General features: G+C 69.9%; 18 protein-coding genes and 2 riboswitches. Of the genes, 12 read left to right on the top strand and 6 right to left on the bottom strand.

Going from position 1 to position 24,015, the window contains the following annotated elements:
* Window positions 1–83 precede the first annotated feature (83 nt).
* From MIAR_RS08120 to MIAR_RS08100, 5 genes are all read right to left on the bottom strand, one after another.
* Entirely contained in the window at window positions 84–1,241 is a 1,158-nt protein-coding gene (locus tag MIAR_RS08120) for a cysteine desulfurase family protein (protein WP_285633961.1), read from the bottom strand.
* A complete protein-coding gene (gene nadC / locus MIAR_RS08115) occupies window positions 1,241–2,092 on the bottom strand; it encodes a carboxylating nicotinate-nucleotide diphosphorylase (RefSeq protein ID WP_285633958.1) in 852 nt (283 codons plus the stop codon). Before nadC ends, MIAR_RS08120 begins: the two co-directional genes overlap by 1 nt.
* Window positions 2,089–3,690 (bottom strand): L-aspartate oxidase, encoded by a 1,602-nt coding sequence (nadB, locus tag MIAR_RS08110; protein WP_285633955.1) that lies wholly within the window; start codon window positions 3,688–3,690, stop codon window positions 2,089–2,091. Before nadB ends, nadC begins: the two co-directional genes overlap by 4 nt.
* Window positions 3,687–4,985 (bottom strand): quinolinate synthase NadA, encoded by a 1,299-nt coding sequence (gene nadA, locus MIAR_RS08105; protein ID WP_285633952.1) that lies wholly within the window; start codon window positions 4,983–4,985, stop codon window positions 3,687–3,689. Before nadA ends, nadB begins: the two co-directional genes overlap by 4 nt.
* Before the next feature lie 107 nt (window positions 4,986–5,092).
* Window positions 5,093–5,716, bottom strand: a complete 624-nt coding sequence (locus tag MIAR_RS08100; RefSeq protein ID WP_425561588.1) for an NUDIX hydrolase — start codon at window positions 5,714–5,716, stop codon at window positions 5,093–5,095.
* 72 nt (window positions 5,717–5,788) lie between these two features.
* Here MIAR_RS08100 and MIAR_RS08095 point away from each other — a divergent pair, with 72 nt between their 5' ends.
* From MIAR_RS08095 to MIAR_RS08055, 9 genes are all read left to right on the top strand, one after another.
* Entirely contained in the window at window positions 5,789–6,700 is a 912-nt protein-coding gene (locus tag MIAR_RS08095) for an amidohydrolase family protein (RefSeq protein ID WP_285633946.1), read from the top strand.
* A 79-nt stretch (window positions 6,701–6,779) separates the two neighbouring features.
* Window positions 6,780–6,873, top strand: a riboswitch (glycine riboswitch).
* A gap of 1 nt (window position 6,874) precedes the next feature.
* A riboswitch (glycine riboswitch) is annotated at window positions 6,875–6,990 on the top strand.
* Between the two features lie 50 nt (window positions 6,991–7,040).
* Window positions 7,041–8,147, top strand: a complete 1,107-nt coding sequence (gene gcvT, locus MIAR_RS08090) for a glycine cleavage system aminomethyltransferase GcvT (RefSeq protein ID WP_285633944.1) — start codon at window positions 7,041–7,043, stop codon at window positions 8,145–8,147.
* The gene (gene gcvH, locus MIAR_RS08085; protein WP_285633941.1) at window positions 8,144–8,521 is read left to right on the top strand and encodes a glycine cleavage system protein GcvH; all 378 of its coding nucleotides are present in this window, start codon (window positions 8,144–8,146) and stop codon (window positions 8,519–8,521) included. Before gcvT ends, gcvH begins: the two co-directional genes overlap by 4 nt.
* Window positions 8,522–8,577: 56 nt before the next feature.
* Complete coding sequence (gene gcvP / locus MIAR_RS08080; protein WP_425561587.1) at window positions 8,578–11,397, top strand: aminomethyl-transferring glycine dehydrogenase; 2,820 nt, start codon at window positions 8,578–8,580, stop codon at window positions 11,395–11,397.
* A gap of 179 nt (window positions 11,398–11,576) precedes the next feature.
* Window positions 11,577–13,241, top strand: coding sequence for a peptide ABC transporter substrate-binding protein (locus MIAR_RS08075; RefSeq protein ID WP_285633935.1), 1,665 nt, complete (start codon window positions 11,577–11,579; stop codon window positions 13,239–13,241).
* Between the two features lie 92 nt (window positions 13,242–13,333).
* Complete coding sequence (locus MIAR_RS08070) at window positions 13,334–14,260, top strand: ABC transporter permease (protein ID WP_285633932.1); 927 nt, start codon at window positions 13,334–13,336, stop codon at window positions 14,258–14,260.
* On the top strand, window positions 14,253–15,194 hold the full coding sequence (locus MIAR_RS08065; protein WP_285633929.1) for an ABC transporter permease: 942 nt from the start codon (window positions 14,253–14,255) through the stop codon (window positions 15,192–15,194). The genes MIAR_RS08070 and MIAR_RS08065 overlap by 8 nt, the downstream gene beginning before the upstream one ends.
* Window positions 15,191–16,867, top strand: a complete 1,677-nt coding sequence (locus tag MIAR_RS08060; RefSeq protein ID WP_285633927.1) for a dipeptide ABC transporter ATP-binding protein — start codon at window positions 15,191–15,193, stop codon at window positions 16,865–16,867. The genes MIAR_RS08065 and MIAR_RS08060 overlap by 4 nt, the downstream gene beginning before the upstream one ends.
* Complete coding sequence (locus MIAR_RS08055; RefSeq protein ID WP_285633925.1) at window positions 16,864–17,439, top strand: PH domain-containing protein; 576 nt, start codon at window positions 16,864–16,866, stop codon at window positions 17,437–17,439. The genes MIAR_RS08060 and MIAR_RS08055 overlap by 4 nt, the downstream gene beginning before the upstream one ends.
* A gap of 37 nt (window positions 17,440–17,476) precedes the next feature.
* Here the strand turns inward: MIAR_RS08055 and MIAR_RS08050 are convergent, their stop codons facing one another.
* A complete protein-coding gene (locus MIAR_RS08050; protein ID WP_285633923.1) occupies window positions 17,477–18,274 on the bottom strand; it encodes a CPBP family intramembrane glutamic endopeptidase in 798 nt (265 codons plus the stop codon).
* Between the two features lie 41 nt (window positions 18,275–18,315).
* On the opposite strand from MIAR_RS08050, the gene MIAR_RS08045 reads away from it, so the two are divergent.
* The 3 genes from MIAR_RS08045 to MIAR_RS08035 form a co-directional block, all read left to right on the top strand.
* Window positions 18,316–20,904 carry a UvrD-helicase domain-containing protein gene (locus MIAR_RS08045; protein ID WP_285633920.1) on the top strand — a complete coding sequence of 863 codons (2,589 nt, stop codon included), beginning with the start codon at window positions 18,316–18,318 and terminating at the stop codon, window positions 20,902–20,904.
* Between the two features lie 93 nt (window positions 20,905–20,997).
* Window positions 20,998–22,908 (top strand): translational GTPase TypA, encoded by a 1,911-nt coding sequence (typA, locus tag MIAR_RS08040; protein ID WP_285633918.1) that lies wholly within the window; start codon window positions 20,998–21,000, stop codon window positions 22,906–22,908.
* Between the two features lie 321 nt (window positions 22,909–23,229).
* Window positions 23,230–24,015: aggregation-promoting factor C-terminal-like domain-containing protein (locus MIAR_RS08035; RefSeq protein WP_285633916.1), on the top strand; the 786-nt coding region annotated here is incomplete at its 3' end.

The raw sequence follows: 24,015 nt of genomic DNA, 5'->3' as shown, positions 1-24,015 counted from the left end.
CGCGCGGAGAAGTCCGCTTCGTGCGTACGGATCTCCCGGTGCTCGTCCGCAGGCAGTGCACGAGTCCGCGGGAAGTGCTCGGCTCAGGGCCTCGCGACGGCCTGGACGGATGCGGCGACCAGCGCCGCGAGCTGAGCGGGCGCACCGTCAGGCAGCGGAGTGCGTCCGAAGGTGAACCGCACCGAGGTCTGCGCCACCAGCGGGTCGATGCCGCACGCGATCAATACGTGCGAGGGTTCATCGGATCCCGCGGCGCATGCCGATCCGCTGGAGCTGATCACGCCGCGCCGCTCGAGCTCCAGCAGCACGGACTCGCCGCTGACGCCCGCGAATGTGAAGCTCGCCGTGCCGGGCAGGCGGTGGGCCGGATGCCCGGTCAGGCGCGCCTGCGGGACGGCCCTCAGCACTCCGGCGATGAACGCCTCCGTCGCCGCCATGACCGCGGCGGATGACCGCGCGCGCTCCGCCTCGGCGAGTTCGAGGGCAGTCGCCAGAGCGACCGCTCCCGCGACGTCCTCGGTGCCGCTCCGTCGCCCTCGCTCCTGTCCGCCGCCGTGCAGCAGCGGTTCCAGCGGGACCCGTGCGCGCACCGCCAGAGCGCCGGTGCCCTTGGGTGCGCCGAGCTTGTGCCCGGCGATCGAGATCGCATCGACCCGCGCGTCGCGGCCGAGCGTGCGCAGATCCAGCCAGCCGGCCGACTGCACCGCATCGACGTGCATCGGCACGCGGTGCTCCCTCGCGACGCTCGCGAGTGCGGCGATGTCCTGCACCGTCCCGATCTCGTTGTTGGCGTGCGCGATCGAGATGAGCGCCGTCTCCGGGCGCAGCGCCGCGGCGAGGTCGTCGGGATCGACGACGCCGCTCTCGGATACGGGGAGCAGCGTCACATCCACGCCGTGGAACCGCTCCAGATACCGCGCGGATTCCAGCACCGACTCGTGCTCGATCGGGGTCGTGATGAGGTGCCTGCGGCGTGGGTCGGCGCCGAGGGCACCCAGCATGATGCCCTTCACCGCCGAATTGTTCGCCTCGGTGCCGCCCGAGGTGAAGACCACGTCGCCCGCGCGCATGCCCAGGGCGGACGCGACGCGCGTGCGGGCGCTCTCCAGGGCATCCGCCGCCGCCTCTCCGGCCGTGTGATGGCTCGACGGGTTGCCGAAGACGTCCGTCAGGTACGGGCGCATGGCATCCATGACCTCCGGGCGCACCGGTGAGGTCGCGGCGTGGTCGAGGTACAGCATCACCGCATCCGCAGGTCGAGCCCGAGATCCAGAGCGCGTGCGGAGTGGGTCAGCGCGCCGACCGAGATCACCTGCACGCCGGTCTCGGCGATGCTGCGCACGGTGTCGAGGGTCACCCCGCCGGATGCCTCGACGGTGGCACGACCCGCGAGCATGCCGACGGCCGTGCGCAGATCGTCGAGGGTGAAGTTGTCGAGCAGCACGGTGTCGGCGCCGCCCGCCACCACCGCGTCGATCTGATCCAGGCGGTCGACCTCGACCACCACGTGCGTGGTGTGCGGCAGTCGGGAGAGCGCTTCGCGCAGGGCGGTGGCGAGATCCTGCCCGCTCTCGCGCAGCACCTCCAGGTGGTTGTCCTTGGCCATCACGGCATCCGACAGCGACCGGCGGTGGTTGCTGCCGCCGCCGCTGACGACGGCATGCCGCTCGAACTCGCGCAGCCCCGGGGTGGTCTTGCGCGTGTCGGCGATCCGCGCACCGGTGCCCACGACGGCGTCGATGTAGGCGGCGGTGAGCGTGGCGATGCCGCTCATCCGCTGGGTGAAGTTCAGCGCGACGCGCTCGGCGGTCAGGATGCTGCGCGCCGGACCCGACACGGATGCCAGCGCATCGCCGGCCTCGAAGCGATCGCCGTCGGCGACGTGCAGATCCACGTGGATGCTCGGATCGGTGAGCGCGAACGCGGCGGCGAACACCTCGCCGCCGCTGAACACCCCGGCCTCGCGGGCGATGAGGTCGGCCGTCGCCTGCGCATCGGCCGGCAGCAGCGCGGTGCTGGTGATGTCGCCCCATGGCGCATCCTCCTCCAGGGCCGCGCTGACGATGCGGTGCAGGGTGGCGGGGGTGATCATGCGGCTCCGATCAGGGCGGACGGGGTCAGGGCGGGATCGGTCGAGGTGGGAGCAGCCGGGGCTTGATCGGTCGGTGCGGGGGAGAGCCGGAAGTGCGCGCCGAGCGACTCCCTGCGGGCGAGGGCGGCGGATGCCACGGCCCGCGCGACCAGGAGCAGGTTCGCGTCCTCCTGCTCGGCCGGCGTGCGCGGTGCGGGCGCCTCCCACGTGTGCAGCGTGCGCACGGCGTCCGCGAGCCCCTCGTCGTCGCGGAGCAGCCCGACCTTCTCCCACATCAGCTGCTGCAAAGCCGCCCGGGAGAACGGTTCGGGAGTCGCCTCCACGTCGCGATTCGCCCCGGAGAGGGCACGGGCCTTCTCGGCCAGGTCGCGATCCGTCCCGGAAAGCAGTTCGGAAGGCGGCACGAACGGCGACCCGGGAGCCTCGGCGTCGGACAGTCGCTCGGCGTCGGGTGCCGATGCGTCGAGCGCCTCGGCGAGGCGGGCACCGAACACCCCGCCCTCGAGCAGCGAGTTGGAGGCCAGGCGGTTCGCGCCGTGCACGCCGGTCCGCGCCGTCTCGCCGACGGCCCAGAGGCCCGGCAGGGTCGTTCGGCCGTCGACGTCGGTGACGACGCCGCCCATCAGGTAGTGCGCGGCGGGGGAGACCGGCACGGGCTCGCGGGTCCAGCCGATGCCGCGGGAGCGCAGCTCGGCGTCGATCGTCGGGAAATGAGCGGCGAGGTCGTGCACGCCGGTCGCATCGAGCATGACGGGGGAGCCCTGCGCGAGCGCATGGCGTGCGACGGCGCGGGCGACGACGTCGCGGGGTGCGAGTTCGGCATCCGGATGCTCGTCGAGCATGAAGCGCCGGCCCTCGGCATCCCGCAGCACCGCACCCGCGCCGCGCACAGCCTCCGAGATGAGGAACGGCTCCCCACCGGACAGTACCGTCGGGTGGAACTGCACGAACTCCAGGTCGGCGACGGATGCCCCGGCGCGCAGCGCCATCGCGATCCCGTCGCCCGTCGTGCCGGAGGGGTTGGTGGTGAACGGGTACAGGCGCCCGGCGCCGCCGGTCGCGAGCACCACGGCATCCGCTTCGATCTCCTCACCGGTCAGCAGGCGGATGCCGCGCACGCGGCCGCCCGCCGTCAGCAGATCCGCGGCGAACGCGCCCTCCCGCACCCGCACGGCGCTCGCTCGCACCCGGGCGACGAGTGCGTCGGAGATCGCCTTCCCGGTCGCGTCACCGCCGGCGTGCGCGATGCGCGGCAGGCTGTGCGCGGCCTCCAGGCCCCGAGCGATCGAGCCGTCAGAAGCGCGGTCGAAGGGCACGCCCGCCACCACCAGCGCGTCCAGGGCGGCGATGGCACCGTCGACCAGCGCCGCGATCGCGACCGGGTCCCCGTGCCCGTCGCCCGCGTGCATGGTGTCCAGAGCGTGCAGCGCAGGCGAGTCGCCCGGGCCGTACTCGCCGGCGATGCCGCCCTGTGCGTGCGCGGTGCAGCCCTCGCCCAGCACGCCCTTCACCAGCACCTCGACATCGTGGCCGAGGGCATCGGCCCGGAGCGCGGCGGTCAGTCCGGCGATGCCGGCGCCCGCGATCAGGATCTTCATCGTGGCTTCGCCGCCAGCATCCGCTCCAGCGCCACGCGGGCCGGGCTCGCGACATCGTCCGAGACGCGGATGCGGTTGACCACGCGCCCGGCGACCAGTTCCTCCAGCACCCAGGCGAGATAGCCGGGGTGGATGCGGTACATGGTCGAGCAGGGGCAGACAACGGGATCCAGGCAGAAGATCTCGTGCTGCGGGAACTGCGCGGCGAGCCGCCGGACGAGGTTGATCTCGGTGCCGATCGCGAAGGCGGTGGGCTCCGTGGCCGCGGCGATCGCCTTGCGGATGTAGTCGGTGGAGCCGGCCTCGTCCGCGGCGTCGACGACCTCCATCGGGCATTCCGGGTGGACGATCACGCGCACGCCCGGGTGCTCGGTGCGGGCCTTGTGGATCTGGTCGACGCTGAACCGGCGGTGCACCGAGCAGAAGCCGTGCCACAGGATGACACGGGCATCGCGAAGCTCGCCGGCGGTGGAACCGCCGAGCGGCCGCCGCGGGTTCCACATCGGCATCCGCTCCAGCTCCACGCCCATCGCCTTGGCGGTGTTGCGCCCCAGATGCTGGTCGGGGAAGAACAGCACGCGGCGACCGCGGGCGAACGCCCACTCCAGCACGGTCGCGGCGTTCGAGGAGGTGCAGACGATGCCCCCGTGCCGCCCGACGAATCCCTTGATGGCCGCCGAGGAGTTCATGTAGGTGACCGGGATCACGGGCACGAGGCCCTCGTCGTCGGCCGCGTCCAGCGGACCGTAGATATCTGCGAGCTGCTCCCAGCAGTCCTCCACCTGGTCGATGTCGGCCATGTCGGCCATCGAGCAGCCCGCGGCGAGGTTCGGCAGGATCACGGACTGCTCGGGGCCGGAGAGCAGGTCGGCGGTCTCGGCCATGAAGTGCACGCCGCAGAACACGATCGCCTCGGCGTCCGGATGCTCCAGCGCGGCGTTCGCGAGCTGGAAGGAGTCGCCCACGTAGTCGGCGTGCCGCACGACCTCCTCGCGCTGGTAGAAGTGGCCGAGCACCACGACGCGCTCGCCGAGGGTCAGCTTGGCCGCGCGGATGCGGTCGTGCAGCTCGTCCTCGCCGGCATCGCGGTACTCCTGCGGCAACTCGCCCTGGCGCGGCGACCCCGTGGGGATGACGTCACCCATCGAGGAGCCGGGCCCGTAGCCGGGGCGGATGTCGAAGTCCCAGGGGCCCGCCGCGAGGTCGGTGGTGCAGGTCGACTCCGTGGAGCCGCCGAGCACGATCGCCTGGATCGCGTGGTCGACCGAGGGGTCGAGCAGAGAGGTTTCAGACATCAGGCGCCGCCTTCTGGTCACTTCGACACTTAGTGTGTGCGATCAGATTATGTCGATCTGACCAGAAGTGCAATCGGAGGGACGCGACGACGCCGTGCGCCTACCCCTCAGGAGTCGGCGTTGTAGCGGTACAGGCGCGCCGGGCGATGCTTGCCGGTGCGGAACGACTCGGTCGGCACCAGCTCGTCAGATCCCTCCAGCAGGCGGCGGAAGTTGGAGGGGTCCAGGCGGCGGCCCAGCACCGCCTCGTACACCTCGCGCAGCTCGGTGAGGGTGAACTCGTCCGGCAGCAGGCCCGCGGCGATGCGGCTGTAACCGACCTTGTTGCGGAGGCGGTCCAGGGCGTACTCGGCGATGCGGTTGTGGTCGAAGGCCAGTGGTGGAACGGCGTCGACGTCGAACCACTCGACGTTCTCCGGCGCATCCGCCGCCGAGCGCTGCGCATCGACGAGGTCCGACCGCAGCAGAGCCCAGTACACGATCGAGATGGCCCGGCTCGGCGCGCGGTCGACGTCGCCGAACGTGTACAGCTGCTCGAGGTAACTCGGCTTAAGCGCCGTGGTCTCGGCGAGCGTGCGGGATGCCGCGGCATCCAGGTCCTCGGCCGGATCCAGCCATCCGCCGGGCAGCGCCCACGCTCCCAGGTGCGGCTCGCGCGTGCGGCGCACCAGCGGCAGCATGAGCCGATCGCCCTCCGGCGCCGAGCGCAGCGAGAAGATGACGGTCGACACGGCGACGCGGATCGCATCGTGCTCGCCTGTCGTGCCACTCACACCGACGAGCCTAGGGGAGAGGATGGGGGCATGCCGGCATCCGACACCACTCCCGGGCCCGCGACCGACGCCGAGGTCCCCGCCTACCTCTCCGCGCTGCGCATCCCCGGGCTCGCCGACGTGCACGTGCACTTCCTCCCGGAACGGATGCTGCACAAGGTCTGGTCGTACTTCGACGCAGCCGAGCAGAACTACGGCTACGCCTGGCCCATCCAGTACCGGTATGACGACGACACCCGGCTCGCCATCGCACGCGAGCTGGGGATGCGGGCGATCCCGGCGCTGACCTATCCGCACAAGCCGGGGATGGCCGCCTGGCTGAACGACTGGAATCGGCGTTTCGCGGCGGCGCACGACGACGTCGTGCACTGCGCGACGCTGTTCGCGGAACCGGGCTCGGCATCCTACGTGCCCGAGGCGCTCGAGGCCGGGGCGCGGCTGTTCAAGGTGCACGTGCAGGTGGGCGGGTTCGCGCCGGACGATCCGGTGCTGGAGACGGCGTGGACGGCGCTGGAGCGCGCCGGCGTGCCCGTGGTCATCCATGCCGGCTCGCGGCCGCTGCCCGGTGCGCACACCGGCCCGGATGCCATCGGCGCGGTGCTCGCGCGCCACCCGCGCCTCGCTTTCGTCATCGCGCACATGGGGATGCCGGAGTACGACGCCTTCGCCGACCTGGCCGAGCAGTACGAGAACGTGCACCTGGACACGACGATGTTCGCGACAGGGTTCCTGGACGGACCGTCCGTGTGGCCGGACGGGTACCTCGACCGCCTCGGCGCGCTGCAGGAGCGCATCGTGCTCGGATCGGACTTCCCGAACATCCCGTACCCGTACGCGCGGCAGCTGTCCGCCCTCGCCGACCTCGGGCTCGGAGACGACTGGATGCGCTCCGTCCTGTGGCGCAACGGCGCTCGTCTCCTGGGGCTCCGCGACGCCGGCTGACAGGATCGGCTCCGCCGCAGAACGCCGCGGGACACGCCGCCGTGCCGCTATGCTGGAGGCCTAACTGAACACAGGCCGAACGACCTGTGCGGGAGAGTCCGGTGATCGCAGCCGGACACCGAAGGAGCAAGCCTCCCCGCCAATCTCTCAGGTACCCCTACCGTGCTGGTCCGGCCGCTCTGAAAAGCGATGCTCCGGCATCCGCCGACGGTGAAAGCCTCTCTCCTGACATGGGTCCCCGAGACCGTCGCAGGGTGGGTGAAGCTCTCAGGCCCGATGACAGAGGGGGAGTTCCGAGGACGCCGATGATGTCGTCCTGCAACCCGACCGGGAGAACTCCGTGACCGAACCCCGTTACACCCCGCTCCGTGCGCGCCATGAGGCGCTCGGCGCCTCCTTCACCGATTTCGGCGGCTGGCAGATGCCGGTGCGCTACACCTCCGACCTCGCCGAGCACCACGCCGTGCGCGAGGCCGCCGGGATCTTCGACATCTCGCACATGGCCGAGTTCACCGTGCGCGGCGCTGACGCCGCCGCGTACCTGGACTACTCGCTCGCGGGCCGCCTGTCGGCGATGACCGTGGGCAAGGCGAAGTACTCGCTGCTGCTCGCCGAGGACGGCGGCATCATCGACGACGTGATCGTCTACCGCCTCGGCGACGACGACTTCCTGATCATCTCCAACGCGGGGAACCGCGATGCTGTGCGCGAGGCGCTGCTCGCCCGCACCGACGGGTTCGACGTCGAGACGGTGGACGCCTCCGACGACTACGCGCTGATCGCCGTGCAGGGCCCCGCCGCCGAGCAGATCCTCGTCGAGGTCGCCGGCATCGGCGACGTCTCGATCCCCTGGGCCGAGCAGAAGTACTACGCCTGGGCCGACGCGACGTGGAACGGCAAGCCGCTGCTGCTCGCCCGCACCGGGTACACCGGCGAGGACGGCTTCGAGCTGCTTGTGGCCGCCGCCGACGCGGAGTCGCTCTGGGACGCCGTGCTGGCCGTCGGCGAGTCGAAGGGCCTCGTGCCCTGCGGCCTCGCCTCCCGCGACACGCTGCGCCTCGAGGCGGGCATGCCGCTGTACGGCCACGAGCTGAACCGCGAGATCAAGCCCGCTCAGGCCGGGCTCGGCCGCGTGGTCGTGACCGACAAGGAGCGCTTTGTCGGTCAGGGCGCCGTGACGCCCGCCGAGGGCGCCCCTGTGCTCGTCGGCCTGCAGGCCGAGGGCCGCCGCGCCGGCCGTGCCGGCTACGCCGTGGTGGATGCCGAGGGCGCGACCCTCGGTGAGATCACCAGCGGCGCCCTCAGCCCGACGCTCGGCCACCCCATCGCGATGGCCTTCGTCGACCCCTCTTCCGCTGAGGAGGGAACCGCAGTATTCCTTGATGTGCGCGGGACGAAGATCCCCGCGACCGTGACCGCCCTGCCTTTCTACCGGAGGAAGAAATGACCGATCTGACCACCCTCAAGTACAGCGAAGAGCACGAGTGGGTCGCCCTGGAGGGCTCCGTCGCGACCGTCGGCATCACCGACTACGCCGCCGACGCCCTCGGTGACATCGTCTTCGTCGAGCTTCCCGCGGTCGGCACCGAGCTGAGCAGCGGCGACGTCTTCGGCGAGGCCGAGTCCACCAAGTCGGTCTCCGAGCTGTACGCGCCCGTCGCCGGCACCGTCGTCGAGGTCAACCAGGCCATCGTCGACGACCCGTCGCTGGTCAACTCCTCGCCCTTCGAGGACGCGTGGATGATCAAGGTCGAGGTCGCCGACGGCGCCCTCGACGGTCTGCTCGACCGCGACGGCTACACCGCGATCACGGAGGGCTGAGAGTGGTCTCCTTCGCAGACCGTCATATCGGGACGACCTCCGACGCGCAGCGGCAGATGCTCGACGCGCTCGGGGTGAGCTCCGAGCTGGCCGACTGGAGCCCGGTCGAGGCGCTGATGCGCCAGGCCGTGCCCGCGTCGATCTTCACCGCCGCCGGCGACTCGGTCATCCCGGCCGCCGCCAGCGAGGCCGAGGCACTCGCCGAGCTGCGCTCGCTCGCGAACCGCAACACCGTGAACCGGGCCATGATCGGCCTGGGCTACTACGGCACCTTCACGCCCTCGGTGATCCAGCGCAACGTGCTCGAGAACCCGTCGTGGTACACCGCGTACACGCCGTACCAGCCGGAGATCTCGCAGGGCCGCCTGGAAGCGCTGATCAACTTCCAGACCATGGTCTCCGACCTCACCGGGCTCTCGACGGCCAACGCGTCGATGCTCGACGAGTCGACCGCGGTCGCTGAGGGCATGCTGCTGGCACGACGCGCCTCGAAGGCGAAGACCGACGTGTTCGTCGTCGACGCCGACGCCCTGCCGCAGACCAAGGCGCTGCTGGCCACCCGCGCGGCAGCCGTCGGCATCCAGCTGGTCGAGCGCGATCTCGCGGCCGGCGAGGAGCTGCCCGCCGAGCTGTTCGGCGTGTTCGTGCAGTATCCCGGCGCATCCGGTCTGGTCTGGGACCCGTCGGCCGTGATCGACGCCGCGCACCTGGCCGGCGGCATCGCCGTCGTCGCAGCCGATCTGCTCGGTCTCACGCTGCTGCGCTCGCCGGGCTCGCTCGGCGCCGACGTCGCGGTGGGCACCACGCAGCGCTTCGGCGTGCCGATGGGCTTCGGCGGACCGCACGCGGGCTACATGGCCGTGCGCGCGGGCCTCGAGCGTCAGCTGCCGGGTCGTCTCGTCGGCGTCTCGCAGGATGCCGTGGGCTACCCGGCCTACCGTCTCGCCCTGCAGACGCGCGAGCAGCACATCCGCCGAGAGAAGGCCACCTCGAACATCTGCACCGCCCAGGTGCTGCTGGCCGTGATGGCCTCGATGTACGCCGTCTACCACGGCCCCGACGGGCTGAAGGCGATCGCGAGCGACGTCGCACGGAAGGCCATGCTGCTGCGTGACTGGCTCGTCGAGGCCGGTGCCGAGGTCGTGCACGAGGCGTTCTTCGACACACTGAACGTGCGGGTGGCGGGCGGCGCGGCCGCACTGGTCGAGAAGGCGCACGAGGCCGGCACCCTGCTGCGCCTGGTGGATGCCGGCACCGTCGGCATCGCGATCGACGAGACCATCACCGTCACCGACCTGCACCGCGTCGCGGTGCTGTTCGGCGGCAAGGAGGAGCGCGTGTTCGGCTTCGCCGACGGTCTCACCGCGCTTCCCGGCGCGTTGCTGCGCGAGGACGAGTACCTCACGCACCCGGTGTTCCACGCGCACCGCTCCGAGACGGCCATGATGCGCTACCTCAAGCAGCTCGCCGACCGCGACTACGCTCTCGACCGCGGCATGATCCCGCTGGGCTCGTGCACGATGAAGCTCAACGCGGCCACCGAGATGGCGGCCATCACCTGGCCGGAGTTCGCCCAGCTGCACCCGTTCGCCCCGGCGGACGACGTCGAGGGCTCGCTCGCCATGATCGACCAGCTCGAGGCATGGCTCGCCGAGGTCACCGGTTACGACGCGGTCTCGCTGCAGCCGAACGCCGGCTCGCAGGGCGAGCTCGCCGGCCTGCTCGCGATCCGCGGCTACCACCACGCCAACGGCGACACGCACCGCGACGTGTGCCTGATCCCGTCGTCGGCGCACGGCACGAACGCGGCATCCGCCGTGCTCGCGGGCATGAAGGTCGTCGTCGTGGCGACCGACGAGCTCGGCAACGTCGACCTGGGTGACCTGCGCGCCAAGATCGAGCAGCACGCCGAGAGCCTCGCCGCGCTGATGATCACCTACCCGTCCACGCACGGCGTGTACGAGGAGCAGGTCGTCGAGATCACCTCCGCCGTGCACGACGCCGGCGGCCAGGTGTACGTCGACGGCGCCAACCTCAACGCCCTGCTCGGATACGCCCGCTTCGGCGACCTGGGCGGCGACGTCTCGCACCTCAACCTGCACAAGACGTTCGCCATCCCGCACGGCGGCGGCGGACCGGGCATCGGCCCGGTGGCTGCCAAGGCGCACCTCGCGCCGCACCTTCCCGGCCACCCGCAGGCGCAGAAGGACGTGCACGCGGGCGGATACGTGTTCGAGGGCGGCCCCGTCTCGGCTGCGCCGTACGGCTCGGCAGGCGTGCTGCCCATCTCCTGGGCGTACGTGCGCATGATGGGCGCGGACGGCCTGCGCAACGCCACGGCTGCGGCCGTGCTGTCGGCGAACTACATCGCCGCGCGCCTGGCCGACCACTACCCGGTGCTCTACACCGGTGAGAACGGCCGCGTCGCCCACGAGTGCATCCTGGACCTTCGTCCGCTCAAGGAGGCCACCGGCATCAGCGTCGACGACGTCGCCAAGCGTCTCATCGACTTCGGCTTCCACGCGCCGACCATGTCGTTCCCCGTCGCGGGCACGCTCATGGTCGAGCCGACGGAGTCGGAGGACCTGGGCGAGCTGGAGCGGTTCATCGAGGCGATGATCATGATCAAGGCCGAGGCGGATGCCGTGGCCGCCGGTCGCTGGCCCGCGGACGACAACCCGCTGGTGAACGCACCCCACACCGCCGCATCGCTCATCACGGGGGAGTGGACTCACGCATACACGCGCGAGGAGGCCGCATACCCCGTGCACGCGCTCGTCGCGACGAAGTACTGGCCGCCGGTGCGCCGCATCGACCAGGCGTACGGAGACCGCAACCTGGTGTGCGCCTGCCCGCCGATCGAGGCGTTCGCCTGAGAGCGCTCCCTCGTGATCACCCCGTCGCCGGTTCCGGCGACGGGGTGATTCGGTTAAGACGTCATAACGCTTGTCCCACGGAGCGGGTCCTTCGTGGGAGTCCGTCTTAGGATCGGTTCATGCGCCGCCCTCGCAGCTGAGGATGGCGTCACGCTCTGAAGTCCATAGGAGGACACAAAGTGAAGCGCAACAAGATCGCACTCGCCAGTGCGGCAGTTCTGGTCGCGGGCGTCACCGTGCTCGCAGGCTGCTCGTCGTCCGGCTCCAACCCGAAGCCGAGCGCCGACACGGGGAACGACAACACCGATCCCAAGGCCATCATCACGGCAAGCGGTTCCGAGCCCGAGAACCCGCTGATCCCGACCAACACCAACGAGGTCGGCGGTGGCAAGATCCTCGACTCGATCTTCGCGGGTCTGGCCTACTACGACGGCAGCGGCAAGCTCGTCAACGATATGGCCGACAAGATCGAGGTCACCGCACCCGACGAGCTGACCGTGACCCTGAAGAAGGGCATGAAGTTCACCGACGGCAGCGACGTCAAGGCCGACAACTTCATCAAGGCCTGGAACTACGGAGCGCTGTTCTCCAACAAGCAGCTGAACCAGTCGTGGTTCGCGGACATCGAGGGCTTCAGCGCTGAGGCGGACTCCGAGCTCACCGGTCTGAAGAAGGTCAGCGACACCGAGTTCACCATCAAGCTGACCAGCCCGGTGGCCGCCGACTTCGCGACCCGCCTCGGCTACTCCGCGTTCTACCCGCTTCCCGATGTCGCGTTCACCGACATGGCGAAGTTCGGCGAGAACCCGATCGGCAACGGTCCCTACAAGCTGGCCGGCGACGGCGCCTGGCAGCACGACGTGCAGATCGACCTGGTCAAGAACCCCGACTACAAGGGCGTGCGCAAGCTCGCCAACGGCGGTCTGACCCTGAAGTTCTACACCTCGTACGACGCGGCCTACGCCGACCTGCTGGGTGGCAACCTCGACGTCATCGACAGCATCCCGGACGCCTCGATCGCGACGTTCCAGAGCGACCTCGGCGACCGCGCGGTCAACCAGCCCGCCGCGATCTTCCAGTCGTTCACGATCGGCGAGTGGATCGAGCACTTCTCCGGCGACGAGGGCAAGCTGCGTCGCGCGGCGATGTCGATGGCGATCGACCGCGAGTCGATCACCAAGACGATCTTCAACGACACCCGCGTCCCCGCGACCGACTTCACCTCGCCCGCACTCGACGGCTACCAGAAGAGCCTCAAGGGCGGCGACGCGCTGAAGTACGACCCGAAGGAGGCGAAGAAGCTGTGGGCCGAGGCCGACAAGATCTCGCCGTGGTCGGGCAAGTTCGAGATCGCCTACAACGCCAACGGCCCGCACCAGGCCTGGGTCGAGGCCGTCGCCAACTCGCTGAAGAACACGCTCGGCATCGACGCGGCCGGCGCCTCGTACGTCGACTTCGCCACGCTGCGTGCGGCGATCAACGCCAAGGACGCCAACGGCAAGCGCACCTTCAAGACCGCGGCTCGTTCAGGCTGGCAGGCCGACTACCCGGGTGTGTACAACTTCCTGTTCCCGCTGTACTCGACGGGCGCCTCGTCCAACGACGGCGACTACACCAACCCCGAGGTCGACAAGCTCCTCGCAGAGGGTGCATCCGCCGACACCCCGGCGGACTCGGCCAAGAAGTACACCAAGGTGCAGGAGATCCTGGTCAAGGACCTCCCGGCGATCCCGCTGTGGTACCAGAACTCCATCGGTGGTTTCGGTGAGAGCGTGCACAACGTGAAGTTCGGCTGGAACTCCGTGCCGCTGTTCGAAGACATCACCAAGGACAAGACGAAGTAAGGCTCCGCAGGGCTGACCGTGAGGCGGCGACGTGAACGTCGTCGCCTCACGGCGTGCCCACGGAGTGCATCGTCCGCACGAATCGAGAGTGGATGTTCTCTTACATCGTCCGCCGTATCCTGCAGCTGATCCCCGTCTTCCTGGGATCCACGCTGCTGATCTACGCCCTGGTCTTCGCCATGCCGGGCGACCCGATCGCCGCGCTGTTCGGCGACAAGCAACCCAGCCAGCAGCTGCTGGACGCGATCCGCGCCCAGTACCACCTGGATCAGCCCTTCATCGTGCAGTACTACTACTACATGTCGGGCCTCGTCCGCGGTGACATGGGCACCACCTTCTCTGGCCAGTCCGTCAACGACGTGCTGGCCCGCACTCTGCCGGTGACCGGCCGCCTGGCAGTGCTGTCGATCGGCATCGAGTTCCTGCTGTCGATCATCGTCGGCACGTTCTCGGCGCTGCGCAAGGGGAAGGTCTCCGACAACGTCGCGCTGATCATCGCGCTGGTGTTCCTGTCGATGCCCATCTTCGTGATGTGCTTCCTGGCTCAGTACTTCCTGGCGATCCAGCTGGGCTGGTTCCGGCCGACGGTCGGCGGGCAGAACGGCTGGGGCGACATGTGGCTGCCCGCCATCGTGCTGGGCCTCAGCCTGTACGCCACCAGCATGCGGCTCATGCGCGGTTCCGTCATCGAGACCATGAACCAGGACTGGGTGCGCACGGCCTACAGCAAGGGTCTGCCGCAGTACCGCGTCCTTCCTGTGCACGTGATCCGCAACTCGCTGATCCCGGTGATCACGAATTCCGCGACCAACTTCGGCGTGCTGCTGGTCGGCGCGACCGTCACCGAGTTCATCTTCAACATCCCCGGCGTCGGAAACACCCTGTTCCGCGCCATCCTGCAGCATGAGGGCCCGACCATCGTCTCGTTCGTCACGATCTTCGTCGTGCTGTACGTGCTGGTGAACCTGCTCGTCGACCTGCTGTACGGGCTGCTCGATCCGAGGATCCGCTATGTCTGACCCGTTGTCCCGGCGCTATGTCGCCCCCGTCACCACGGAGCAGCTGCCCACCGACGCCGTGCGCGTCAGCGGCAAGCCCTCCAACCTGTGGCGCGATGCCTGGTACGACCTGCGACGTCGCCCGCTGTTCTGGATCTCGCTGGCGTTCGTGGCTCTGCTGCTGCTGATGGCCGCGTGGCCGACGCTGTTCACACAGGTGCCTCCGGACAACCTCTGTCACCTGGAGAACTCCAACAAGGGGCCGACTGAAGGGCACCTCCTGGGCTTCACGTTCCAGGGCTGCGATGTGTTCTCCCGCATCGTGCACGGCGCGAGCACCTCGCTGAGCGTGGGTCTGCTGTCCACGATCATCGGCTCGGGCATCGGATGGATCATGGGCACGATCTCCGGCTACTACGGCGGCTGGGTCGACTCGCTGCTCTCGCGCATCGGTGACATGTTCTTCTCGATCCCCTACATCCTGGCCGCCGTGGTCGTGATGACGGTGTTCGAGAAGTACCGCAACGTCTTCACGCTGTCGCTCGCGATCGGCGGGTTCGCGTGGGCGGCCACCGCACGCGTGGTCCGCGCCGAGGTGATGCGGGTGCGGCAGGCGGAGTTCATCACGGCGTCCAAGGCCGTCGGGCGCTCGAAGTTCAGCACCCTGATGGCTCACGTCGTGCCCAACGCCATCGCGCCGCTGATCGTGCTCGGCACGCTCGCCCTGGCGGGCGGCATCGTGGCGGAGTCGACCCTGGCGTTCCTCGGTGTCGGTCTCGGCACGGAGACGATGTCCTGGGGTGCCGACATCAGCCGCGCTCAATCGACGCTGCGGGTCGCCCCGATGTCACTGATCTACCCGTCGATCGCGCTGACGACGGCCGTGCTGTCGTTCGTCGTGCTGGGCGAGCTCCTCCGAGACGCCATGGACCCGAAGGCGAGGGCCACCCGATGAACGCTTCGATCGATCAGGAGCCGCTGGTCAGCATCCGCGACCTGAAGGTCGCGTTCCGCGGCCAGCACGGCGTGCGCGAGGTGCTGCACGGCGTGAGCTTCGACATCTTCCCCGGCGAGACCGTGGCCATCGTGGGCGAGTCGGGCTCCGGCAAGTCCACGACCGCGGCGGCCATCGTCAACCTGCTTCCCGGCACCGGCAAGGTGACGGGCGGGTCGATCGTCATGGACGGACGCGAGCTGACCAAGCTCGGCCGCCGTGAGATGGAGCACCTGCGCGGCCGGGACATCGGCTTCGTCCCGCAGGACCCGATGTCGAACCTCAACCCGGTGTGGAGCATCGGCTTCCAGGTCAAGGAGGCGATCCGCGCCAACGGCATCGCCCAGGGCAGGGCCGAGGTCAAGCGCCGCGCGATCGAGGTGCTGCAGCAGGCGGGTCTGGCGGATGCCGAGAGGCGCCTGCACCAGTTCCCCCACCAGTTCTCGGGAGGCATGCGCCAGCGTGCGCTGATCGGCATCGGCCTCGCGGCCGATCCGCGTCTGCTCATCGCGGACGAGCCCACCTCGGCGCTGGACGTCACCGTGCAGCGCGTGATCCTCGACCACATGGCGAGCCTCACGCGGGATCGCGGCACCTCGGTGCTGCTCATCACGCACGACCTGGGCCTGGCCGCCGAGCGCGCCTCCCGGATCATCGTGATGAACCAGGGCGAGATCGTCGAGGCCGGTCCCAGCCGCGAGATCCTCGAGGATCCACGGCATCCGTACACCAAGCGCCTGGTCGCTGCCGCTCCGAGCATCGCCTCGCAGCGGATCCAGGCCGAGGTGACCGAGCACGGCATCCAGACCGAGGAGTCGCTGGCGGACGCGCCCACCATGGTGCGCGTGGCCGGGCTGACGAAGGACTTCAAGATCCGGCAGGGCGGTTTCCGCAGCGAGCTGTTCCGCGCTGTCGACGACGTCAGCTTCGACATCCCCCGGGGCAAGACGCTCGCGCTCGTGGGCGAGTCCGGTTCGGGCAAGACCACGGTCGCGCGGATGGTGCTCAAGCTCGAGTCCGTGACCTCCGGCACGATCGAGGTCGCGGGCGAGGAGGTGTCGCACCTGTCGAACGCGCAGTCGTTCGCGCTGCGGCGGCGGATGCAGCCGGTGTTCCAGGACCCGTACGGATCGATGGATCCGCTGCGCAACATCGGCAACACCATCGCAGAGCCGATGGTCGTGCACGGCGTGGGCGACCAGTCCTCGCGGCGCGAGCGCGTGCTCGAGCTGCTGGAGCAGGTCGCACTGCCGAGCGAGGTCGTCTCGCGCTACCCGAACGAGCTGTCCGGCGGTCAGCGTCAGCGCGTGGCCATTGCGCGCGCGCTGGCGCTCAAGCCCGACGTGGTCGTGCTCGACGAGGCCGTCTCGGCGCTCGATGTGCTCGTGCAGGCGCAGATCCTGAAGCTGCTCGCCGAGCTGCAGAGCGAACTGCAGCTGACCTATCTGTTCATCACGCACGACCTCGCGGTGGTGCGCGTCTCCAGCGACCTGGTGGCCGTGATGGAGAAGGGCAAGCTGGTCGAGAAGGGCAGCGTCGACGAGATCTTCGCGAACCCGCAGCAGGAGTACACCCAGCGTCTGCTCGAAGCCATTCCCGGAGCCTCCATCCAGCTCGGCGGGGGCGGCCTGTGAGCTCTCCTGACAAGGAGACCAACGAGTCCCGTCCGCGCACCTACCGTGCGTGGACGGGACTCGTCTTCCTCGCGATCTCGGCGCTCGTGGTCGCGTACCTGCTCATCGACGCCGCCGTGCGCGCCGGGTTCGGGCAGATGATGCTGCTCGCCCCCTGGGTGCTTCTGGCGCTGTGGGTCGTCTACGCGGCGTCCGCGGCCTCGCTGCTGCGCCTGGACGAGCATGGCGTGACCATGCAGAACCTGCTGCGCCGGATCAGCTTCGGCTGGGCGCACGTGAAGGACGTCGACTTCCGCTGGCAGCTGGAGTTCTCGCTCGACGACGGGTCGAAGGCCACCGCGATGGGCGGTCCTGCACGTTCCCGGCCTCGTCGGCAGACCGCCCGCGAGCGGGATGTGGAGGGCGTGAAGCCGCCGTCCGGCGTGCGCGAGCTCGCCGACATCCGCAGTCGCTGGAAGGCGGGGCGACAGGATGCCGATGCTCCGATCCGCCGCAGCTGGGACTGGCCGGCCCTCGGCGCCCTGCTCGTGATCGCGGTGTGGGCCGCGGTCTCGATCTCCGTCACCCGCTGACCACGACGGGCCGCCAGACGCTGACCCCGACGGGCTGCTAGCCGGGCAGCCCGAACAGGGCCGGCCACGTCGCAGCCGCCCACGGATAGCCGACGAACGCCGCGGCGTCGATGAGGAAGTGGGCGACCAGGAACGGCATGAGGCGCCCGGTGCGGGCGAAGAGCCAGCCGAACAGCATCCCCATCGCGAAGTTGCCGATGAACGCGCCCGGACCCTGGTACAGGTGGTAGCTGGCGCGGAGCACGCTGGTGGCGACGATGATCGGCCAGGTTCCCCAGCCCAGCTGCCGCAGCCGGGCGAACAGGTAGCCGAGCACCACGAATTCCTCCTGGATCGAGGCCCGCGCGGCCGAGAGCAGCAGGATCGGCACCGTCCACCAGTGCGCGGCGAGCCCACCCGGGTCGACCGCGACGAAGAGCCCGAGCGCCCGACCCAGCAGATAAAGGCCGATGCCGGGGATGCCGATGGCCAGCACCAGCAGGACGCCCCAGCCGGTGTCGCGCCCGTAGCGCCGGCCGTCCAGGCCCAGCGCCTGCAGGTGCGGGCGCCGGGAACGCCAGAGCAGGAAGCAGACCAGCAGGGCGGGCACGATCGCGAACCCGATCGAGAGCAGCTGGTAGATGAGGTCGAAGGCCTCCCTGTCGCTGCGCGACGGGTTCAGCGTGGTCGTCTGGTCCGCCAGGGGAGTGCTGTCGGTGAGCCGGTAGGCCAGCTGCACGATCGAGTAGATCGCGGACTGCCCGAGGCCGAGTGCGAGCACGATGCCGATCTCCCACCACAGTCGCGTGCGGCCGGGGACGGGCTCGACGGACGGCAGGATTCTGGCAGCGGGCATAGCCAGATGCTACCCAGTGCGTCAGTAGGCTTGACCGAGGAATGACGAGCACGACACGACGCGCCGCGAGCGGCGGCACAGCACCCGCTCCCGCGCCGAGGTCGGTGGTGGTGCTTCGCGCTCTGCTCGCGACGTGGCGGGACTACGACGAGAAGTCGGCCTGGTACCAGACGTGGTTCCTGCCCTCCGTGGTCGCCGATCACGTCGCCGCCGCGCGTTCGGACGTCGAGCGCGAGCTGCTGACCGACCTGCACGCCGCCATGACCGAGCGGCAGTGGCGCGCGCTGGCCGAGAACGTCGCCCGCGTCGCGAAGGACTCCGCACCGACGATCGCCAAGGCGCGAACGTTCCGCGACAGCAGCCTGCTCGCCGGCGTGCGGAGATCGACGTCGCACGCGACGCCCGCACCGACGTCGCACGCGACGCACGCGACGCCCGCACCGCAGCCGGAGGCACCGGTCGGGGACGCCGTTCTCGAGTGGGCCCGTGAGGAGCATCCGGAATTCCGGCCCACTCCCGAACAGGCGGCCGTGATCGGCACGACTCACGGGCATGCGCTCGTCGAGGCCCGCGCCGGGAGCGGGAAGACCACGACCATGATCGCCCGCGCCGCCTACCTGATCGAGCGGCGCGGTGTACGGCCCGACGAGATCCTGATGCTCGCGTTCAACAGCGCCGCAGCCGCGGATCTGCGGCGCCGCGCGGGGGAGTGGCTGCCGGTGGACGCGCAGCCGCACATCATGACGCTGGACGCGCTCGCCTACCGCCTGGTCCGTCCGGCGGAACGTGTTCTCGCCGACGACGCGGATCGGCGCGTCGAGGAGATCGTGCGATCCCTGTGGCACGACCCGGCGTCGCAGGACGAGATGCGGGAACTGGTGCTGTCGTTCGTGCGGGCGGACGCCGACGGCGAGTCGGGCGCCAGGTACTGGAGCCTGCGCGGCGATGCGCTTCCGAGCCGTGCCGCGCAGAGCATCGCCGACGCCCTGCTGCGCAGCGGGCTGGGCAGCGATGGGCGCGACTTCCGGTTCCACCGCAGCAGCTCCGTCTTCGAGCTGCTCGACGCGGATGGCGGGTCACGGCTGCGGATCGCCATCACCGATCCGCGCCGCCCGTTCTCCGCCGACCTGCGCTACGACGAGCGGACCACGGCGGCGAGCGGGTTCGAGGAGCGTCTGCGCCGGGATCTCCGCTCGGCGGGCGTGCCGACCGCCGAGATGGACGACCGCCTCTGGGAGGCGATCCGGGGATCGATCGGCGAGAGGCTGCTGCGGGCGATCACGCAGATCGTGATGCGGGCGCGGCAGCGCATGTGGAGCGGCGCGGACCTGCTGCGGGAGTGGCAGCTGCGCGACGGGGACGAGTCCCGTCGAGGGGCGATCGAGCTCGGCGCCCGGATGCTCGACCTCTACGTGCAGGCGCTCGCCGAAGCTCAGGAAGAGGACTTCCCCGGGATCGTCTGGCGCGCGGCTGCGCGGGTCGGGGAGGGGCTGACCGACTTCTCCGGTGGTGGCCGCAGCGGCGACGTCCGCGCGATCACGCACATCGTCATCGATGAGTTCCAGGACTTCACGCCGCGCTTCGACGCCCTGATCCAGGCCGTGCTCGGCCAGGCGCCCCGGGCGAGGGTCATGGCCGTCGGCGACGACTGGCAGGCCATCAACGAGTTCGCCGGGTCGTCGACCGAGTACTTCGCAGACTTCACCGCCCGCTTCCCGGGAGCGATCCGACTGCGGATGCTGGGGAATCAGCGGTCCAGCGCCGACATCGTCGACGTCGGCAACAGCGTCATGGCCGGGCGCGGCAGACCGGCCAGGGCGACGGCGGACCTCACAGGCCGCATCAGGCAGTTCGGGATGGACGGCTTCGAGCCGACGCCCGAGGAGGAGCGGCTCGGCCGTCCGTCGACGTCCGCCGTGCTGCGACTGGTGAAGGAGCACCTCGGAAACGGGCGCACGGTGGCCGTGCTGGCGCGAACCCGCGAGGTCGCGGAGCGCGCCGTCGCGGGCCTTGGGCGGGTCGTGCCGACGGATGCCGTCGCGCGCTGCGACGTCGGCACCATCCACTCCTACAAGGGCCGGGAGGCGGATGCGGTGATCCTGGTGGGCGTGGCCGGATGGGCGTTCCCGCACGTGCATCCGACGTGGCAGCTAGGCCGCGTGTTCGGCGACTCCTTCGCCTCGATCCTCACCGCGGAGCGACGACTGCTCTACGTCGGCGTGAGCAGGCCCCGCCGCTGGCTCGACGTCGTGACGGGTCGCGAGGACGATCCGTCACCGCTCTGGGAGAGCGCCTCGCTGCTGCCCGCCGTGCGCCGCACGGACTGGGCGTCGGTCGCTCCCGCCCTCGGCGCGCCGGCCGTGCGACGCGCGACCGTGCGGGTGTACAACGGCATGTACGACGGGCGCTGGCTGCTCTCCTGGGACGACTTCCACGAGAGCAAGAGCCTGCTCACGGCCGACGGCGGCTTCCGCTACGAGCCGTCCGGCGGGCGTGCGCACTGGGTCACGCGGATGGATGCCGCCGAGCTGCACGCGCGGGACGTGCTCGACCACCCGTGGGCGCGTTTCGACGGCATCCGCGTCGAGGTCGAGTGGCCGGACCGTCGTCGTCAGGTGTTCACCCGCTAGCCTGACCGGGCCTTCAGGAAGGTGCTGATGGCGTGCGCTATCCTGGAACGTCGGCATCCCGGCGCACAAATCCCACCTTCTTAGGACCTTTGAATGGCGCACGCCCTCCGCTCTGACCTCCGAAACGTCGCGATCGTCGCACACGTCGACCACGGCAAGACCACCCTCGTCGACGCCATGCTCCGCCAGACGGGCTCGTTCGGCGAGCACGCGCACGTCGAAGAGCGCGCGATGGACTCCAACGACCTGGAGCGTGAGAAGGGCATCACGATCCTCGCCAAGAACACGGCGATCACCTACAAGGGCAAGCACAGCGAGACCCCGGTGACGATCAACGTCGTCGACACCCCCGGCCACGCCGACTTCGGTGGCGAGGTCGAGCGCGCGCTGTCCATGGTCGACGGCGTCGTGCTGCTGGTGGACGCCTCCGAGGGCCCGCTGCCGCAGACCCGCTTCGTGCTGCGCAAGGCGCTCGAGGCCAAGCTCCCCGTCATCCTGCTGGTCAACAAGACCGACCGCGCCGACGCGCGCATCGCCGAGGTCGAGGCCGAGGCGCAGGACCTGCTGCTGGGCCTGGCATCCGACCTGGTCGACGACGTGCCCGACCTCGATGTCGACGCCCTGCTGGACGTCCCGGTCGTGTACGCCTCCGGCCGTGCCGGCGCGGCATCCCGCACCCGTCCCGCCAACGGCGACCTGCCCGACAACGACGACCTCGAGCCGCTCTTCGAGGCGATCCTCGAGCACGTGCCCGCACCGTCCTACGACGACGAGGCCCCGCTGCAGGCGTGGGTCACCAACCTCGACTCCTCGTCCTTCCTCGGCCGCCTCGCGCTGCTGCGCGTCTTCAACGGCACGCTGAAGAAGGGTCAGACCGTCGCCTGGGTGCGCCAGGACGGCACCACGCAGAACGCGCGTATCACCGAGCTGCTGATGACCAAGGCGCTGGAGCGCTACCCGGCCGAGTCCGCCGGCCCCGGCGACATCGCCGTGATCGCCGGCTTCGCCGACATCATGATCGGCGAGACCATCGCCGACCCCGAGGACGTGCGCCCGCTGCCGCAGATCACGGTCGACGAGCCGTCGATCTCGATGACGATCGGCACCAACACCTCGCCGCTGGTCGGCAAGGTCAAGGGCCACAAGCTCACCGCCCGCATGGTGAAGGACCGTCTGGACCGCGAGCTCATCGGTAACGTCTCGATCCGCGTGAACGACATCGGCCGTCCGGATGCCTGGGAGGTGCAGGGCCGCGGTGAGCTGCAGCTCGCCATCCTGGTCGAGAACATGCGCCGCGAGGGCTTCGAGCTCACGGTCGGCAAGCCGCAGGTCGTCACCCGCAAGATCGACGGCAAGGTGCACGAGCCCTACGAGCACCTCACGGTCGACGTCCCGGAGGAGCACCTCGGTGCCGTGACCCAGCTGATGGCGAACCGCCGCGGCCGCATGGACAACATGATCAACCACGGCACCGGCTGGATCCGCATGGAGTTCATCGTGCCCTCGCGCGGTCTGATCGGCTTCCGCACCGAGTTCCTCTCGATCACCCGCGGCACCGGCATCGCGAACGCGATCTCGCACGGCTACGACGAGTGGGCCGGGTCCATCGTGGCCCGCCAGAACGGCTCGATCGTCGCGGACCGCGCCGGCGTGGCCACCCCGTTCGCCATGATCGCCCTGCAGGAGCGCATGTCGTTCTTCGTGCGTCCCACCGAAGAGGTCTACGAGGGCATGGTCGTGGGCGAGAACTCGCGCGCCGACGACATGGACGTGAACATCACCAAGGAGAAGAAGCTCACCAACATGCGCTCCTCCACGGCCGACACGTTCGAGTCGATGACCCCGCCGCGCATCCTGTCGCTGGAGGAGTCCCTCGAGTTCGCCCGCGAGGACGAGTGCGTCGAGGTCACCCCGGATGCCGTCCGCATCCGCAAGGTGATCCTGGACCAGACCGTCCGCGGTCGTGAGGCATCGCGCCTGAAGCGTCAGGACGCCAACGCCTGACGCGCGTTCCGATCCACCCGAAGGCCCCGGTTCCGACCGGGGCCTTCGCTTTTTCGCGGCGGGCCGTCGACGACGAAGTAACGAACGCATAACACATCTTCTTGGGAGCGTGAAGCCGGGATTCCCACGAACCAGGCACGGAATGTCCAGGTCCGTGGCATGTTCCGTCCAGAACGGGAGCGCAGACTCGTTCTTCGTGCCCGGGAAACCGCTCCCGATGAGCAAGCCCTCCGCGGGTTCCGGGCCGACGACGACCCGAAAGTCGAAACCCGAATGCCTCATACCCTCCACACCCGTGCGTCCCGCCGGGTGCATGCCGCCGTGTCCGCCCGCTCCGCGATGCGCAAGCCGCTGGTCGGCGTCGCCGTCGGCGCCGTCCTCGCCGCAGCCGCGGCCACCGGCATCCTCGCCGCTCCCGCTCTCGCCGCCCCCTCGCAGGCCGATGTCCACAAGGCATCCCAGGCGGAGAGCGACGGCAGGATCGCCCTGAACAACGCCGTCGCGCTGAACCACGTGGCCGAGTCGGCGGATGTGCTGCCCGGGACCACGCTGAAGGACGTCGCGATCACCGACCTGATGCACGATGTGAAGGTGCTGTCGAGCGCCGAGCAGCCGAGCTCCGACCAGCTCGCTGACATGACCGATGACGTGGTCCGGAGCACCGTGCTCGTGCAGCGGGACACCGCCGCGCTGCAGGAGTCGCTGACCGCGGCCAAGGAGGCCAAGGCCGCGGAGATCGCGCGCCAGCAGGCCGAGGCCGCGCGCATCGCCGCCGAGCAGGCCGCCGAGCAGCAGCGCGTCGCCGCTGCGGCGCTGGCCGCCGCGAACACCCCGGACGGCGCGCGCGCCACCGCGCGTGCCATGGCCGCCAGCAAGTACGGCTGGGGCGCGGGCCAGTTCTCCTGCCTGTCGAGCCTGTGGAACAAGGAGTCCGGCTGGAACTACAAGGCCTACAACCCCAGCGGCGCGACCGGCATCCCGCAGGCGCTGCCCGGCAGCAAGATGGCCACCGCAGGCGCGGACTGGCGCACGAACGCGGCGACGCAGATCGCGTGGGGCCTGGACTACATCAAGCGCGCCTACGGCTCGCCCTGCTCGGCATGGTCG

This window comes from Microbacterium arabinogalactanolyticum (genome assembly GCF_030268005.1).
Taxonomy (GTDB): Bacteria; Actinomycetota; Actinomycetes; order Actinomycetales; family Microbacteriaceae; genus Microbacterium; species Microbacterium arabinogalactanolyticum.
This window is presented reverse-complemented; position numbering and strand designations above follow the sequence as displayed.

What these genes read in the sequence shown, in the direction of transcription:
- gcvP (WP_425561587.1), top strand. Translation starts at nt 8,578, where the DNA reads ATGCTCGACGCGCTCGGGGTGAGCTCCGAGCTGGCCGACTGGAGCCCG.
- MIAR_RS08045 (WP_285633920.1), top strand. Translation starts at nt 18,316, where the DNA reads ATGACGAGCACGACACGACGCGCCGCGAGCGGCGGCACAGCACCCGCT.
- nadA (WP_285633952.1), bottom strand. Translation starts at nt 4,985, where the DNA reads ATGTCTGAAACCTCTCTGCTCGACCCCTCGGTCGACCACGCGATCCAG.
- typA (WP_285633918.1), top strand. Translation starts at nt 20,998, where the DNA reads ATGGCGCACGCCCTCCGCTCTGACCTCCGAAACGTCGCGATCGTCGCA.
- nadC (WP_285633958.1), bottom strand. Translation starts at nt 2,092, where the DNA reads ATGATCACCCCCGCCACCCTGCACCGCATCGTCAGCGCGGCCCTGGAG.
- MIAR_RS08070 (WP_285633932.1), top strand. Translation starts at nt 13,334, where the DNA reads ATGTTCTCTTACATCGTCCGCCGTATCCTGCAGCTGATCCCCGTCTTC.
- MIAR_RS08065 (WP_285633929.1), top strand. Translation starts at nt 14,253, where the DNA reads ATGTCTGACCCGTTGTCCCGGCGCTATGTCGCCCCCGTCACCACGGAG.
- MIAR_RS08095 (WP_285633946.1), top strand. Translation starts at nt 5,789, where the DNA reads ATGCCGGCATCCGACACCACTCCCGGGCCCGCGACCGACGCCGAGGTC.
- gcvH (WP_285633941.1), top strand. Translation starts at nt 8,144, where the DNA reads ATGACCGATCTGACCACCCTCAAGTACAGCGAAGAGCACGAGTGGGTC.
- nadB (WP_285633955.1), bottom strand. Translation starts at nt 3,690, where the DNA reads ATGAAGATCCTGATCGCGGGCGCCGGCATCGCCGGACTGACCGCCGCG.
- MIAR_RS08050 (WP_285633923.1), bottom strand. Translation starts at nt 18,274, where the DNA reads ATGCCCGCTGCCAGAATCCTGCCGTCCGTCGAGCCCGTCCCCGGCCGC.
- MIAR_RS08120 (WP_285633961.1), bottom strand. Translation starts at nt 1,241, where the DNA reads ATGCTGTACCTCGACCACGCCGCGACCTCACCGGTGCGCCCGGAGGTC.
- MIAR_RS08060 (WP_285633927.1), top strand. Translation starts at nt 15,191, where the DNA reads ATGAACGCTTCGATCGATCAGGAGCCGCTGGTCAGCATCCGCGACCTG.